The sequence below is a fragment of the Streptomyces sp. NBC_01537 genome, assembly GCF_045040445.1.
Lineage (GTDB): Bacteria > Actinomycetota > Actinomycetes > Streptomycetales > Streptomycetaceae > Actinacidiphila.
In genome coordinates, this window is the sequence record NZ_CP109392.1 from 4,912,380 (window position 1) to 4,927,181 (window position 14,802).

Annotated in this window: 13 protein-coding genes; 9 read left to right on the top strand and 4 right to left on the bottom strand. The window is 66.8% G+C overall.

The window, feature by feature from the left end:
* The first annotated feature begins 173 nt into the window (after positions 1 to 173).
* From OG607_RS22600 to OG607_RS22615, 4 genes are all read left to right on the top strand, one after another.
* Positions 174 to 2,816, top strand: a complete 2,643-nt coding sequence (locus OG607_RS22600; RefSeq protein WP_405726303.1) for a transglycosylase domain-containing protein — start codon at positions 174 to 176, stop codon at positions 2,814 to 2,816.
* Between the two features lie 365 nt (positions 2,817 to 3,181).
* Positions 3,182 to 3,709 carry a hypothetical protein gene (locus OG607_RS22605; RefSeq protein WP_405726306.1) on the top strand — a complete coding sequence of 176 codons (528 nt, stop codon included), beginning with the start codon at positions 3,182 to 3,184 and terminating at the stop codon, positions 3,707 to 3,709.
* A gap of 264 nt (positions 3,710 to 3,973) precedes the next feature.
* Positions 3,974 to 5,455 carry a glycosyltransferase family 87 protein gene (locus tag OG607_RS22610; RefSeq protein WP_405726309.1) on the top strand — a complete coding sequence of 494 codons (1,482 nt, stop codon included), beginning with the start codon at positions 3,974 to 3,976 and terminating at the stop codon, positions 5,453 to 5,455.
* Positions 5,456 to 5,744: 289 nt separating this feature from the next.
* Positions 5,745 to 6,731, top strand: a complete 987-nt coding sequence (locus OG607_RS22615) for a restriction endonuclease (RefSeq protein ID WP_405726312.1) — start codon at positions 5,745 to 5,747, stop codon at positions 6,729 to 6,731.
* 77 nt (positions 6,732 to 6,808) lie between these two features.
* Here OG607_RS22615 and OG607_RS22620 read toward each other — a convergent pair whose 3' ends face one another.
* The 3 genes from OG607_RS22620 to OG607_RS22630 all read right to left on the bottom strand — a co-directional run bounded on the left by OG607_RS22620 (position 6,809) and on the right by OG607_RS22630 (position 9,409).
* Positions 6,809 to 7,840 (bottom strand): alanine racemase, encoded by a 1,032-nt coding sequence (locus OG607_RS22620; RefSeq protein WP_405726315.1) that lies wholly within the window; start codon positions 7,838 to 7,840, stop codon positions 6,809 to 6,811.
* Between the two features lie 20 nt (positions 7,841 to 7,860).
* Positions 7,861 to 8,982, bottom strand: coding sequence for a lipid II:glycine glycyltransferase FemX (locus tag OG607_RS22625; RefSeq protein ID WP_405726318.1), 1,122 nt, complete (start codon positions 8,980 to 8,982; stop codon positions 7,861 to 7,863).
* Positions 8,983 to 9,091: 109 nt separating this feature from the next.
* Positions 9,092 to 9,409: a hypothetical protein gene (locus tag OG607_RS22630; RefSeq protein WP_405726321.1), complete on the bottom strand. Its 318-nt coding sequence runs from the start codon at positions 9,407 to 9,409 to the stop codon at positions 9,092 to 9,094.
* 242 nt (positions 9,410 to 9,651) lie between these two features.
* On the opposite strand from OG607_RS22630, the gene rpsF reads away from it, so the two are divergent.
* The 4 genes from rpsF to rplI all read left to right on the top strand — a co-directional run bounded on the left by rpsF (position 9,652) and on the right by rplI (position 11,359).
* Complete coding sequence (gene rpsF, locus OG607_RS22635; protein WP_405726324.1) at positions 9,652 to 9,942, top strand: 30S ribosomal protein S6; 291 nt, start codon at positions 9,652 to 9,654, stop codon at positions 9,940 to 9,942.
* Positions 9,943 to 10,004: 62 nt separating this feature from the next.
* Positions 10,005 to 10,613 carry a single-stranded DNA-binding protein gene (locus tag OG607_RS22640; RefSeq protein WP_405726327.1) on the top strand — a complete coding sequence of 203 codons (609 nt, stop codon included), beginning with the start codon at positions 10,005 to 10,007 and terminating at the stop codon, positions 10,611 to 10,613.
* A gap of 43 nt (positions 10,614 to 10,656) precedes the next feature.
* A complete protein-coding gene (gene rpsR, locus OG607_RS22645) occupies positions 10,657 to 10,893 on the top strand; it encodes a 30S ribosomal protein S18 (RefSeq protein WP_055590023.1) in 237 nt (78 codons plus the stop codon).
* A 16-nt stretch (positions 10,894 to 10,909) separates the two neighbouring features.
* Positions 10,910 to 11,359: a 50S ribosomal protein L9 gene (gene rplI, locus OG607_RS22650; RefSeq protein WP_405726330.1), complete on the top strand. Its 450-nt coding sequence runs from the start codon at positions 10,910 to 10,912 to the stop codon at positions 11,357 to 11,359.
* Positions 11,360 to 11,429: 70 nt separating this feature from the next.
* On the opposite strand, the gene OG607_RS22655 is transcribed toward rplI, so the two are convergent.
* Positions 11,430 to 12,806 carry an MATE family efflux transporter gene (locus tag OG607_RS22655; protein ID WP_405726333.1) on the bottom strand — a complete coding sequence of 459 codons (1,377 nt, stop codon included), beginning with the start codon at positions 12,804 to 12,806 and terminating at the stop codon, positions 11,430 to 11,432.
* 442 nt (positions 12,807 to 13,248) lie between these two features.
* On the opposite strand from OG607_RS22655, the gene dnaB reads away from it, so the two are divergent.
* Positions 13,249 to 14,775, top strand: coding sequence for a replicative DNA helicase (gene dnaB, locus OG607_RS22660; protein WP_405726336.1), 1,527 nt, complete (start codon positions 13,249 to 13,251; stop codon positions 14,773 to 14,775).
* Positions 14,776 to 14,802 lie beyond the last annotated feature (27 nt).

Consider the following 14,802-nt stretch of genomic DNA (forward strand, 5'->3'; position numbering starts at 1 on the left):
GTGCGTACTCTGTTCGCCATGCAGATCACAGGGAACCGAGTGACGCAAGATGCCGTCCTGTTCCTTGGTGGAGTGCGGCCTTCGGGAGATACCGTCGCACTCCGGGGGGACCGGGAATCCTTGAATCCTTGCCGCTTTCAGGCGCTGCCGCCTGTCCTAGGAGTTAGCTGTTCATGAGCGAGCACCGTCGCAAGCAGCCGCAGTCGCCCGACGGCGGCCGCGCAGCCGCCCGGCGCGGCGCGCAGCAGCAGCCCCCGCCGCAAGGCGGGCGGCGGCCCGCGCCCCGATCGCAGTCCTACGGTTCCCCATCGGAGGGCTACGGTTCCGGCCCCAGCCCGGCCGGTTCCGGCCCCGGCCCCGGTTCCTCCGATCCCGGACCGGCCTACGGTGGCCGCGCCGCCGCCCGCCGCGCGCAGCAGGGCGGCAGACGCCGCGCGGCCAACAGCTCCGACCCGGTGACCGTCGGACCCGGCGGTGGCCGTAGCGGCGGCCGCGGGGGCGGCAAGAAGCCCCCGAAGTGGCGGATCGTCGACTACCCCCGCTGGGGCAAGGGCGGCTGGCGCCGCTGGATGCCGTCCTGGAAGCTCGTCACCGGGCTGTTCCTGACGTTCTTCGGCGGCATCCTCGCTATCGCGGCCTACGGGTACGCGACCGTGAGCGTTCCCAGCGAGCAGGACGCGGCGAAGTCGCAGAAGAATGTGTACTACTGGGACGACAACACCCAGATGGTGACCTCCGGCACCGGTGACAACCGGCAGATCGTGCCGATCGCCCAGATCCCCAAGGCCATGCAGAACGCGGTGATCTCGGCCGAGAACAAGACGTTCAGGACCGACTCCGGCGTCGACGCCATGGGCATCGCGCGTGCACTGATCAATATGGCCAAGGGCGGCGAGACGCAGGGTGGTTCCACGATCACCCAGCAGTACGTGAAGAACGCCCTCCTGGGCGACCAGTCGCAGACGGTCACCCGGAAGTTCAAGGAACTGTTCATCGCCATAAAGCTCCGTGCGCAGGCGACGCCGGATGAGATCCTCGCGGGCTACCTGAACACCTCGTACTACGGTCGCGACTCCTACGGCTGTCAGGCCGCTGCCCAGACGTACTACGGCAAGGACTGCAAGGACCTCAGCGCCAGCGAGTGCGCCTTCCTGGCGGCCTTGCTCAAGGGCCCGACGTACTACGACCCGATAGGCCATCCCGAGTTCGACACCGCGGCGACCGCCAAGGCAAACCTGGCACGCTCCAAGGAACGCTGGAGCTGGATACTCGGTCAGATGCGGGACGACGACTACCTGACCCCCGCCGAGTACGCCGCGGCCATCAAGACGTACCCGATGCCCGACGGTCTCAAGGCCACCGCAGGCATGACCGGCCAGACCAGCTACCTCGTCGACACCGCCAAGAAGTACGTGCTGGCCCACTCCAAGCTCACGCAGGCGCAGCTCGACAAGGGCGGCTACAAGATCTACACGACCTTCAACAAGAAGAAGGTCGCCGCCCTGAAGAAGGCTGTCGAGAAGGTCCAGAAGGACCGCATCAACGCCAAGAAGCGGGACGAGGACAAGTACGTCCAGTTCGGCGGGGCCTCGGTGGTGCCGGGCGACGGAGCGATCGTCGCGATCTACGGCGGCGCGGGCTTCGAGAACAACCACTTCACCAACAACGCCAACACCCAGGGTGTCCCGATCGGCTCGACCATGAAGCCGATCGTCCTCGCGGCCGCCATGCAGTACGGCACGGCCAACAATGCCGGCGTCGGCGTCAACCCGCTGAGCAAGTACAACGGCAACGACCACATCAAGATCAAGGGCACCGACGGCAACTGGGTCCTGAACAAGGACGGCACACCCTTCTACCAGGAGAACGAGAGCAACTACCGCTGGGGCTACATCACCCTGCGCAAGGCGATGGAGCAGTCCATCAACACCCCGTTCGTCCAGCTCGGCGAGGACGTCGGGCTGGCGAAGGTGAAGGAGATGGCCGAGAACGCCGGCCTCAACAACGGCTTCGCGTCCCTCAACGCCTCGTTCTCCATCGGCACCTCCACCCCGAGCGCGATCCGCATGGCCGACGCCTACGCGACCTTCGCGGCCTCGGGCAAGCAGGCCGATCCGTACTCGGTGAAGACCGTCCAGCACGACGGCGTCGACGTACCGAGCTTCGAAAAGCCCAAGGGCCAGGCCACGCAGAAGATCGACGAAAATGTGGCCAACAACGTCACCGACGTCCTGGAGAACGTGATCCAGAACGGTACGGCCACGAAGGCGAAGTCACTCGGTCTCACGGCCGCGGGCAAGACCGGTACGACCGACAGCAACAAGTCGGCCTGGTTCGTGGGATACACCCCGAAGCTGGCGACCTCGATTGCGATGTTCCGGGAGAACCCCAAGGACGCGAAGCTCCTCTCCATGAACGGCACGGCAGGTGTCGAGTCCATTCACGGTGGTGACATTCCCACCGCGATCTGGACCGAGTACATGCAGAGCGTGTTCAACAGCGGGGACGAGGAGTCCTTCCCCGAGGCCACCAAGATCGGCAAGGTCCAGAACGAGTCCGGGGCCCCGTCCCCGAGCCCGTCGGCCTCGGTCACGCAGTCCGCTTCCCCGAGTGCGACGCCGACGAAGACGGCGACGCAGTCCGCCACCCCCACCGCCACGGCGACCAGCACCTGCAGCAAGTGGGACGTCAGCTGCGGCAGCGACGGTGGTTCCACGTCCTCGGCCAGCCCGAGCGAGAGCAATACCAGCGATACCAGTACCGGGAGCAGTAACGGCAGTAACAGCGGGCTGTTCAACGGAGGCACCACCGGTTAGCCGGCCCGCCCGCACCACCTCACACGCACACCCGGCGGCGGCGGAGAGCAGCAGCTCTCCGCCGCCGTTCCACGTCCGGACAGCCCTCGGCGACCCGGCGTGCGCCGGGTCGCCGATCGTCGGCCAAAGACTTCGTCGGCAAGCCGCTTTCGACTGCCGTTGCTACCTCACGAGCCACATCCTCATACCAAGTAGTGGCACCGTCCGTTGGGACATCATCTCCATTTTCATTTAAGCGTGGTGTGGTCTGTTTCCTCCGCTGCCGGACGCGCGTAGCAAGTCAAGGAAATCTGTTGACCAGTCGACGGGTGCATGTATAAGCTCGTAAAAATATGACCATGATTTAGTCCTACTTGGGGGATCATATGACCCGTGCGATAAAGCGGATCAGCATTGCAGTGCTCGCAACCACGGCCGTGCTGACAGGTACCGTTATCAGTGCCTCTCCGGCGGCTGCGGCGGAAGCGTGCAACACTAGCTACCAGACAAAGGAATTCCCCACTACGGGGTACAATGTCGACTTTAAGATAAAACTCTGCATCAAAAAGGTGGGCACCAATTCATACCAGGCATACGCAAAGGGTTCCTGGGGGGATGGTGGGGCGACCACAAGGAAGTTTGACAAGTTCAACATCGTGGTGCGTGTTGAGCGGGATGACGTCGTCAAGGGTAGCGGGACCCGCCCCTTGATGAATTCGATCAATCTGCACGAAACGGGCTCGTTTGATGCGGATGGGGACTCGCACAATGAGTATCAATGGGCTGGTATCTACGCAACATCGAGCCTTGACGGTGGTTGGTCCGCCGATGGGAAAATTGTCTATGACATCGACGAAGATGGTCAGGGCGATCTTCCGGATTGGAATCTTACCGGATCTCCCACCATCGACTGACATGCAGTGAGAAAAGCTGCTGCGCGCGATTACAACTCTGATGATGTAATTCCCGTCGATTGGGCGATGGTCGCAATTATCCATGGACTGCCGATACCGGCGCAGTAACTCGGAGAACGCCATATTTCTTGACAAATTTAGCGTCGCCTGAGAGAAGACCATGTGGCTCCGCGGCCGCGGAGAGCAGCAGCTCTCCGTGGCCGTTCGGCCGTTCCAGGGCCGTTCCATGACTACGACAGCACTCGCTCAGGTCCGTAAGGCAGGATGTCGGTCATGACGAGTGTGCGCGAAGAAACCGTTCCGCCGACCGCGCAGGACCCGGTCGCGCGGGCCGGCAGCGAGGCGATCGGCGGCCCGCTGGGACGGTGGGCGGCGATCGGGAGCCATCCGTGGTGGAACCCGCTGCGAGTGATCGTGATCGTGGCGATCGGGATGTTCGCGCTCGGCATGGTGCAGAAGATCCCCTGCTACGACAGCGGCTGGTTCTACGGCGCGAACGCGCAGTACGCGCACGCCTGCTACTCCGACATCCCGCACCTCTACTACGGGCGCGGCTTCGCCGACGACCTGGTGCCGTACTTCAACCACATCCCGGACGCCGTCAGCGGCGGCATGGGATACCTGGAGTACCCGGTCCTGACCGGCCTCTTCATGGAGGTCGCGTCCTGGTTCACCCCGCACAGCGGCACCATCCAGCACCGCGAGCAGATCTACTGGATGGTCAACGCGGGCATGCTGCTCGTCTGCACCGTCGTGATCGCCGTCTGCGTCGCCCGCACCAACCGCCGCCGCCCCTGGGACGCGCTGCTCGTCGCCTTCGCGCCCGCCTTCGCCCTCACCTCCACCATCAACTGGGACCTGTTCGCCGTCGCCCTCACCGCCGCCGGCATGATGCTCTGGTCCCGCAGCCGCCCGCTCGCCGCCGGCATCCTCATCGGCCTCGCCACGGCCGCCAAGCTGTACCCGGTGCTGCTGCTCGGCCCCCTGCTCATCCTCTGCCTGCGCGCGGGCCGCATGCGCGCATGGGGCGTGGCCTTCGGCGGAGCCGTCGGGGCCTGGCTCGTGGTCAACCTGCCCGTGATGGCCTTCGCGACGGACGGCTGGGCGAAGTTCTACACCTTCAGCCAGGAGCGCGGCGTCGACTACGGCTCCGTCTGGCTCATGCTCACTCAGACCTTCGGGTTCACCATCACCGGCCCACAGGCGAACGCCTACGGGACCGCCCTGATGCTGCTGCTCTGCGCCGGCATCGCCGCGCTCACGTTCTACGCGCCGCAGCGGCCCCGCTTCGCGCAGCTCGCGTTCCTCGTCATTGCGGTCTTCATCCTGACCAACAAGGTCTACTCGCCGCAGTACGTGCTGTGGCTCATCCCGCTCGCGGCCCTCGCACGCCCGCGCTGGCGTGACTTCCTGATCTGGCAGGCCTGCGAGGTCATGTACTTCCTCGGCATCTGGCTGTACCTCGCCTACACGACCGGCGGCAACAACAAGGGCCTGCCGCAGGACGGCTATGACCTCGCCATCCTGGTGCACCTGCTGGGGACGCTGTACCTGTGCGCGGTCGTCGTGCGCGACATCTGGTTCCCGGAGCACGACCCGGCGCGCGCGGACGGGTCGGACGACCCCTCAGGGGGCGTGCTCGACGGCGCGGAGGACGTTTTCGTGCTGGGGCGGGCGGCGCATGAGGGGCGGGATGCGACTGCGCATTACGAGGGCGGGGTGCAGGTGGACCGTGCCCTCGACTGAGTTGCTTTGAGGCACTCAGTGAGATGCGTTTTCCACAGGGGTTCTGCCAGGACCGGAGTGGCTAGGGGCGTCGATCGGGGGTTCGAAACGAGTCACTCGGTGTGATGAACGTCTGGTCCACGATACGATGTTCGATTTTCTTTGCCATATGTTCCACCTGGGAGGTGGTTCGTATGGACGGACACATCAAGTCGCTCATCGTGGCGGCTGACGAAGGCATCGCCGTGGGGCGGGCCGAGTGATGAGTATGGAAGCGGTTCTGCTGGAGTCTCGGACCCTGCGAGACAGGGTGTCTGAGCGAACCGAAGTGCTGGATCGGGTCAAGACTCTGACCCTGCTGCCGGACGATCTGCATGTGACGACCGCGATGGTCGCTCAGTATTTCGAGGTCGGCGAGACGGTGATCTACAACATGGTCTCGGATCACCGGGAGGAACTGGAGAGGAACGGATACCGGGTCGTGACAGGCGAGGCACTGACTCGCTTCAAGCGAGTCAGTGGAATCCAGTCGCGTACCCGGTCGCTCGCGCTCTTTGCCAGGCGCACGGTTCTCAACGTCGCGATGTTGCTCCGCGACAGCCACATCGCGGTACGAGTGCGCACGTACCTGCTCGACTCCGAGGAAAGCCTGCGGGCCTGCCGCTGCGCGAAACAGCCGTTTGGACGGGATTTGGAGGACCTGGACTCCCACATGGTGCGCATCAGCGAGCGCAGGTACTACTCACTCCTGCAATGGACGGTGGTGAGGACCCAGAACGCTCAGACGGAGACGGTCGGCGAGCATGCCCGAGAGCTTCGACAGTTGCGTGAAGACGTGGACCGGATGAAGACCACCATGTACGGCGCGTCGGCGGTCAAGCGCCAGACGGAACTGCTGGCTCTCATGGAGCGCATGGATGCCATGAGCTGGAAGGAGTTCGAGCATCATGTGGCTGAGCTGTGTCTCCGAGATGGTTGCACCGATGTGCTGGTCACCGGAGGTCCGGACGACCACGGCGTAGATGTCATGGCTGTCCTGCCGGATGGGCGGCGACTGGCCGTGCAGTGCAAGCGGCACGCCCCGAACCGCACCATTCCGCGGGCTGAGATGCAGGCATTCGCAAGTACGGCGAAGCCCCTGCACCGGGCCGACGTAGCGCTGTTCGTCGCCACCTGCAGGATCAGCCAGCCTGCAGCCTTTCTCGCCGCGCAGAGTGGCATCTTCATGATGCCGAGGCCCTTGCTCGCTCAGTGGAAGGCCGGGACGAGGCTGATGGAACTGCTGCCGCCTTCGTAAGAGGGGCCGGCCATGGGGAGGGGGCGGCCGCAAGGCAAAGTTGCGGCCGTCCCCTCCGGTCTGTGGGCGGCTTCCGGTTACCGGTCGACGACCCGGTCGAACGTCGTCGTCGTGTGCCGCAGATGTGCCACCAGCTCATCGCCCACCGCCGGCGGAGCCACATCGTTGGGCAGGAACAGGATGGACACCTGCATGTGCGGCGGCTCGGCGAACCAGCGCTGCTTGCCCGCCCACACGAAGGGCGACAGGTTCCGGTTGACCGTGGCCAGCCCCGCCCGGGCCACGCCCTTGGCGCGCGGCATCAGGCCGTGCATGGCCTTCGGGGCCTCCAGGCCCACCCCGTGGGACGTGCCGCCCGCCACGACCACCAGGTGGCCGTCGTCGGCGGCCTTCTGCTGGCGGTAGCCGTAGCGCTCGCCCTTGGCGATACGGGTGACGTCCAGGACCGCGCCGCGGTACTCGGTGGCTTCGTGGTCGCCGAGCCAGAGCCGGGTGCCGATGCGGGCCCGGAAGCGGGTGCGGGGGAACTGCTGCTGGAGCTGGGCGAGCTCGGTGGCCTTGAGGTGGCTGACGAACATGGTGCCGAGCGGCAGGCCGGCCACCCGCAGCCGCTCCATCCAGCCGAAGACCTCCTCGACGGCGTCGGAGCCGTCGGTGCGGTCCAGGGGCAGGTGGATGGCGAAGCCCTCGAGGCGGACGTCGTCGATGGCGGAATGCAGCTTGACCAGGTCGTCCTCGCTGACGCCGTGCCGCTTCATGCTGCTCATGACCTCGATGACGACCCGGGCGCCGACCAGGCCGCGTACGCCCTCCACCGACGAGACGGACCGTATGGCGCGGTCGGGGAGCGGAACGGGCTCCTCGCCGAGCCGGTAGGGGGTGAGGACGAGCAGGTCGCCGCTGAACCAGTCCTTGATCCTGGCGGCTTCGTACGTCGTGCCGACGGCGAGGGTGTCGGCGCCGAGGCGGGTGGACTCGTCGGCGAGGCGTTCGTTGCCGAAGCCGTAGCCGTTGCCCTTGCAGACGGGGACGAGGCCGGGGAATTGCTCCGCCACGGACTGCTGGTGTGCACGCCAGCGCGCGGTGTCGACGTACAGGGTGAGCGCCATGGCTAAGGCGGGGACCTTTCTCAGCGGCGGGACATGTAGATGTCGAGAGCCTTGTGAAGCAGCTTGTTGAGCGGGAAATCCCACTCGCCCAAGTATTCGGCAGCCTGGCCGCCAGTGCCCACCTTGAACTGGATGAGTCCGAACAGATGGTCGGTCTCGTCGAGGGAGTCGGAGATGCCGCGCAGGTCGTAGACGCTCGCGCCCAGCGCGTACGCGTCCCGCAGCATGCGCCACTGCATGGCGTTGCTGGGCCGGACCTCGCGCTTGTGGTTGGCGGAGGCGCCGTAGGAGTACCAGACGTGGCCGCCGACGATCAGCATGGTCGCGGCGGCGACCACCTCGCCCTCGTGCTTGGCGAGGTAGAGCCGCATGCGGTTGGGGTCCTCGGCGTTCAGCGCGGTCCACATGCGCTGGAAGTACGACAGGGGGCGCGGCCGGAAGTGGTCACGGACGGCGGTGATCTCGTAGAGGTCCTGCCAGACCGGAAGGTCGTCGTAGCCGCCCTGAACGACCTCGACGCCGAGCTTCTCGGCCTTCTTGATGTTGCGCCGCCAGAGCTGGTTGAAGCCCTTCTGGACGTCGTCCAGGCTGCGGTCCTCCAGCGGCACCTGGAAGACGAAGCGGGGCTGTACGTCGCCGAAGCCGGCGCCGCCGTCCTCGCCCTGCTGCCAGCCCATACGGCGCAGCCGGTCGGCGACCTCGAAGGCGCGCGGCTCGATCTGCGTGGCCTCGACGTCGCGCAGCCGCTTGACGTCGGCGTCGGCGATGCCGGCCTTGATCGCGGTGGCGTCCCAGCGGCGGATGACGACCGGGGGGCCCATCTTGACGGTGAAGGCGCCCTGGGCCTTGAGGTGGGCCAGCATCGGCCGCAGCCACTCGTCCAGATTCGGGGCGTACCAGTTGATCACCGGGCCCTCGGGCAGGTACGCGAGATACCGCTTGACCTTGGGCAGCTGCCGGTACAGCACCAGCCCGGCGCCGACCAGCTCACCGGTCTTGTCGTCGAACCAGCCCAGATTCTCGGACCGCCACTCGTTCTTGACGTCCGCCCACGCCGGGACCTGGCAGTGGCTCGCCGACGGCAGGCTCTGGATGTACGCCAGGTGCTGTTCCCGACTGATGTTCCTCAGGGTCAAGCTCATGCGGGGCGCTCCCCATCGCTACTGCGGCTACGGCATTACTGCGCCGTAGCCTACTGCGGATGGGCAACGCCCCAGCCGAGGGCTGTGGATGACTGCCCTGAGGGACCCCTCAGAAGACCCCTCCGAAGAGGCCGCCGTGGGCCATCCCCAGGTAGAAGCCGACGGCCGCCAGCCCGAGCCCGATGATCAGCCCGTAGCGCTCCGCCGTGGTCGCCGAGCGGTACTGGCCGTACGCCCCGGTGAGGATCCCCACCAGACCCGTCCAGGAGCTCAGCAGGTGCAGGTTGTAGAAGAACGCCGTGACGAAGGCGACGAGCCCCAGCGCCAGAGTCACCGCGACCAGGGTGTTCTCCAGGGGATGGGGCTGTCCGTCGCTGTTGAGGGTGAACCGGAACCTGTGCTGCTGCTGGCGTACTGCCTGTGCCATGTGGCACCTCCGTAAGGAGCAGGGCGAAGCGGAGCCGATGTGTACAGATTGCGGGCATTGAGCAGCGGATTTCAACCGGAAGGGACGGTGCGGGTAGTCTTTACCCTCTGCACCGGTGTCTGTGCTGCCCGAACGAGCGCCAAGCTCGATTGTCAGTGGCCCGCGATACCGTTGCGACGCGATGCAAACCCTCCTGCTACGGAAGTTCCGTGGCCGCTGAGTCCAAAGGAGGTGGGTTCCACATGCGTCACTACGAGCTGATGCTCATTCTCGACCCCGATCTTGAGGAGCGCGCTGTCTCCCCGCTGATCGAGAACTTCCTCGGCGTCGTCCGCAATGGCGGCGGCAAGGTCGAGAAGGTCGACACCTGGGGCCGTCGTCGTCTCTCGTACGAGATCAAGAAGAAGCCCGAGGGCATTTACTCGGTCATCGACCTCAACGCCACTCCTGAGGTTGTCAAGGAGCTCGACCGTCAGCTCAACCTGAACGAGTCGGTCCTCCGGACCAAGGTCCTCCGCCCCGAAACCCACTGAGCCTGACGGCTCAAGGCATTCGGGAAACCGAGTAGCCAAAGAACGCCGAGAGGTCACCCACCATGGCAGGCGAGACCGTCATCACGGTCGTCGGCAATCTTGTCGACGATCCCGAGCTGCGCTTCACCCCGTCGGGTGCGGCGGTCGCGAAGTTCCGTGTCGCGTCCACACCCCGCACCTTCGACCGGCAGACCAACGAGTGGAAGGACGGCGAGAGCCTGTTCCTGACCTGCTCGGTCTGGCGTCAGGCGGCGGAGAACGTGGCCGAGTCGCTCCAGCGCGGCATGCGCGTCATCGTTCAGGGCCGGCTCAAGCAGCGGACCTACGAGACGAACACCGGTGAGAAGCGGACGGTCTACGAGCTGGATGTCGACGAGGTCGGCGCCAGCCTGCGCAGTGCCACCGCCAAGGTCACCAAGACCAGCGGCGGCGGCGGTGCGCGCGGCGGCCAGGGTGGTTACAACGGCGGCGGCGGTGGCGGCCAGGGCGGCAGCTGGGGCGGAGGCTCCGGCGGCGGCCAGGGCGGCGCTCCTGCCGACGACCCGTGGGCGACCAGCGCTCCGGCCGGTGGCGGCCAGGGCAGCGGCGGTGGCGGCGGTGGTGGCTGGGGCGGCGGCTCCGGCAACTCCGGCGGTTCCGGCGGCGGCTACTCGGACGAGCCTCCCTTCTAAGGGCGGCACCGTTCAAACTTCTTGATCACACTGGAGAGAGACAATGGCGAAGCCGCCTGCTCGCAAGCCTAAGAAGAAGGTTTGCGTGTTCTGCAAGGACAAGATCAACTACGTGGACTACAAGGACACGAACCTGCTGCGGAAGTTCATTTCCGACCGCGGCAAGATCCGTGCCCGTCGTGTCACCGGCAACTGCACCCAGCACCAGCGTGACGTCGCCACGGCCGTGAAGAACAGCCGTGAGATGGCGCTGCTGCCCTACACCTCGACCGCTCGCTAAGGGAGGGTGAATCAGCATGGCAAAGATCATCCTCACCAATGAGGTCAGTGGCCTCGGTGCCGCCGGCGATGTCGTCGAGGTCAAGAGCGGGTACGCCCGCAACTACCTGGTCCCCCGCGGTTTCGCGATCGCGTGGACCAAGGGTGGCGAGAAGGACGTCGAGGCGATCCGCCGCGCGCGCCGGATCCGCGACATCCAGACCATCGAGCAGGCCACGTCCATCAAGGGCCAGCTCGAAGGCGTCAAGGTCAAGCTGGCCACCCGCGCGGGTGACGCCGGCCGTCTGTTCGGCTCGGTGACCCCGTCCGACATCGCTGTGGCCATCAAGGCCGCCGGTGGTCCGGACGTGGACAAGCGCCGTGTCGAGATCGGCTCGCCGATCAAGACCCTGGGCTCGCACAAGATCTCGGTGCGTCTGCACCCCGAGGTCGCGGCCAGCCTGGACGTCGAGGTCGTCGCGGCGTAACGCTGCGCGGTCAACGCGTTGGAGGGCCGGAACCGCAAGGTTCCGGCCCTCCGTGCGTTGTGCGTCGGGCTCAGCTCCGTACGGCGCCCGTCACCAGCCACTTTCCCGACCGCGCCCGCCATCGCAGGGTGGCCGTGCGGGTCAGCATCATCAGCGTCAGCGCCCACCACAGCGCGGTGAGGCCGCCGCCCAGGGCCGGTACGGCCACGGCCGCCGGGGTGAAGACGGCGAGGGTGAGCAGCATCGACCAGGCCAGATACGAGCCCTCGCCGGCGCCCATCAGGACCCCGTCGAGCACCGCGACCACCCCCATGAGGGGCTGGGACAGCGCGACGATCAGCAACACGGGCATCAGTGCGTCGTGCACCGCCGGATCGCTGGTGAACAGCGGTACGACCAGCGGCCGGGCGGCGGCCAGCAGCAGGCCCAGCACGACGCCCGAGGCGATCCCCCACTGCACCATGCGACGGCAGGCCGCCCTGGCGCCGTCCGGATCCCCGGCGCCCAGGTAGCGGCCGATGATGGCCTGCCCCGCTATGGCTATCGCGTCGAGGCCGAAGCCCAGCAGCAGCCACAGCGTGAAGGCGATCTGGTGGGCGGCTGTCGAGACATCGCCCAGCCGGGCCGCCACCGCCGTCGCCACCATCAGGATCGCGCGCAGGCACACCGTCCGGATCAGCAGCGGCCCCCCGGCCCGCGCGCAGGCCCGGATCCCGGCGGTGTCCGGCCGCAGCGAGGCCCCATGGCGGCGGGCGCCCCGGACGACCACGGCGACGTAGACCGCCGCCATGGCGTTCTGCGCGATGACGGTGCCCCACGCCGAGCCCGCGATGCCGAGCCCGGCGCCGTAGACGAGCCCGGTGTTCAGCCCGGCGTTCGCGGCGAAGCCGCCCACGGCGACGTAGAGCGGGGTCCGGGTGTCCTGCAGGCCGCGCAGGACGCCGGTGGCGGCGAAGACGACGAGCATCGCGGGGATGCCGAGGGCGCTGATGCGTAGATACGTGACCGCGTAGGGCGCGGCGGTGCCGGAGGCGCCGGAGAGGCCGACGAGGGCGGGGGCGGCGGGGACGACCGCGGCGACGACGACGGCGCTGAGGATCAGCGCGAGCCAGATTCCGTCCATGCCCTGGCGGATCGCGGCGGGCAGGTCGCCGGCTCCGACCCGGCGGGCGACGGCGGCGGTGGTGGCGTAGGCGAGGAAGACGAAGACCCCGACGGCGGTGGCGATGAAGGTTCCGGCGATCCCGAGTCCGGCGAGCTGCGCGGTGCCGAGGTGGCCCACGATGGCGCTGTCGGCCAGGAGGAAGAGCGGCTCGGCGACCAGCGCGGCGAAGGCGGGCAGGGCGAGCCCGATGATCTCCCGGTCGTGGCGTCTTCCGGCACGGCGGGCATCGCGGCGGGAGTCGCGGCGAGCGTCGCGGTGGCGGGTGTCGAGAGCCTGTGGCATTCGCTCAGGGTAATCATCCACATGTAATGACTGCAACTGCCATCAGTCCATTACCTCTGACTGCGTAGAGTGATCTCCTCCCTGCCGTTTGTCGCGATCTTGAGCCGACTGTGAAAGTTTTTCTTGTCCACAGTGGGTGGATGGAGAAAGTGCAGGTCAGGGCGCTGATCATTGGGTGATTGTGTGGTTGTCCACGTGGCTGTCCCCCGCCCTGTGCACAGGCTGGAGGGGGTTTCCCACAGGAGGGGGCGCTTTCATCCCCAGGCTGCCGCCGGGCCTGTGGATAACCATCTTGGCTGAGGGCGCCCGGGACCCCTACGGTGGACCGTCGCCGACGCGCCGGATGGGGCGTACGGCGGCTCGATGTCAGAGCTGTGGCGTAAGAAAGCCTGAGCAAGCAAAGCAACACAGCGGTCCGCCGCACGGGAGGGAGGTGACGGGGGTGAGCCAGCCCGAACCCGCGGACGACCACTGGGGCGAGGAGCCTCCCTTCCCGCCCGACGGAGGCCTCCCCGACAACGGCCCGAGCGACCATCTCCCCGTCACCCGCTTCCGCAAGAAGGACGACTCCCGCGGCAGCCGTGACGGCGGTCGTGACGGTGGCCGTGACAACGACCGCTCCCGCGACGACGGTTTCCCCGGCGGCTTCGAACGCGTACCCCCGCAGGACCTCGACGCCGAGCAGTCCGTCCTCGGCGGCATGCTCCTGTCCAAGGACGCCATCGCCGACGTCGTCGAAGTCCTCAAAGGCGCCGACTTCTACCGCCCCGCCCACGAGACCATCTACTCCGCGATCCTCGACCTCTACGCCCGCGGCGAGCCCGCCGACCCCATCACCATCGCCGCCGAACTCACCAAACGCGGCGAGCTCACCAAGGTCGGCGGCCCCCCCTACCTCCACACCCTGGTCAACGCGGTCCCCACCGCCGCCAACGCCGAGTACTACGCCGAGATCGTCCACGAACGAGCCGTCCTGCGAAGGCTCGTCGAGGCCGGCACCCGGATCACCCAGATGGGATACGCCGCCGACGGCGACGTCGACGAGATCGTCAACTCCGCCCAGGCCGAGATCTACGCCGTCACCGAGCAGCGCACCAGCGAGGACTACCTCCCCCTCGGCGACATCATGGAAGGCGCCCTCGACGAGATCGAGGCCATCGGCTCCCGCAGCGGCCAGATGTCCGGCGTCCCCACCGGCTTCACCGACCTCGACTCGCTGACGAACGGCCTCCACCCCGGCCAGATGATCGTCATCGCCGCCCGCCCGGCCATGGGCAAATCGACGCTGGCACTGGATTTTGCCCGTGCCTGCTCGATCACCAACGGCATGCCCAGCGTCATCTTCTCCCTCGAAATGGGCCGCAACGAGATCGCGATGCGACTGCTGTCCGCAGAGGCGCGGGTCGCCCTGCACCACATGCGCTCCGGCTCGATGACCGACGACGACTGGACGCGGCTGGCCCGCCGCATGCCCGACGTCTCGGCGGCGCCGCTCTTCATCGACGATTCGCCCAACCTGTCGATGATGGAGATCCGCGCCAAGTGCCGCCGCCTGAAGCAGCGAAACGATTTGCGGCTGGTCGTCATCGACTACCTCCAGCTCATGCAGTCCGGCGGCTCCCGGCGTCCTGAGAGCCGTCAGCAGGAGGTCTCGGACATGTCCCGAAACCTCAAGCTGCTGGCCAAGGAGCTCGAAGTCCCGGTGATCGCGCTGTCGCAGCTGAACCGTGGCCCCGAGCAGCGCACCGACAAGAAGCCGATGGTCTCCGACCTCCGTGAATCGGGCTCGATCGAGCAGGACGCGGACATGGTCATCCTGCTGCACCGTGAGGACGCGTACGAGAAGGAGTCCCCGCGCGCGGGCGAGGCGGACCTGATCGTGGCCAAGCACCGTAACGGTCCTACGGCGACGATCACGGTCGCCTTCCAGGGCCACTACTCACGCTTTGTGGACATGGCCCAGACGTAGGACAAAGTCCATTGCGGGGGTGGGCGC

Coding starts and splice junctions, on each gene's coding strand:
- OG607_RS22620 (WP_405726315.1), bottom strand. CDS start 7,840: ATGGCGCTCACCCTGTACGTCGACACCGCGCGCTGGCGTGCACACCAG.
- rpsF (WP_405726324.1), top strand. CDS start 9,652: ATGCGTCACTACGAGCTGATGCTCATTCTCGACCCCGATCTTGAGGAG.
- OG607_RS22605 (WP_405726306.1), top strand. CDS start 3,182: ATGACCCGTGCGATAAAGCGGATCAGCATTGCAGTGCTCGCAACCACG.
- OG607_RS22630 (WP_405726321.1), bottom strand. CDS start 9,409: ATGGCACAGGCAGTACGCCAGCAGCAGCACAGGTTCCGGTTCACCCTC.
- OG607_RS22640 (WP_405726327.1), top strand. CDS start 10,005: ATGGCAGGCGAGACCGTCATCACGGTCGTCGGCAATCTTGTCGACGAT.
- OG607_RS22600 (WP_405726303.1), top strand. CDS start 174: ATGAGCGAGCACCGTCGCAAGCAGCCGCAGTCGCCCGACGGCGGCCGC.
- rpsR (WP_055590023.1), top strand. CDS start 10,657: ATGGCGAAGCCGCCTGCTCGCAAGCCTAAGAAGAAGGTTTGCGTGTTC.
- rplI (WP_405726330.1), top strand. CDS start 10,910: ATGGCAAAGATCATCCTCACCAATGAGGTCAGTGGCCTCGGTGCCGCC.
- OG607_RS22610 (WP_405726309.1), top strand. CDS start 3,974: ATGTCGGTCATGACGAGTGTGCGCGAAGAAACCGTTCCGCCGACCGCG.
- OG607_RS22625 (WP_405726318.1), bottom strand. CDS start 8,982: ATGAGCTTGACCCTGAGGAACATCAGTCGGGAACAGCACCTGGCGTAC.
- OG607_RS22655 (WP_405726333.1), bottom strand. CDS start 12,806: ATGCCACAGGCTCTCGACACCCGCCACCGCGACGCTCGCCGCGACTCC.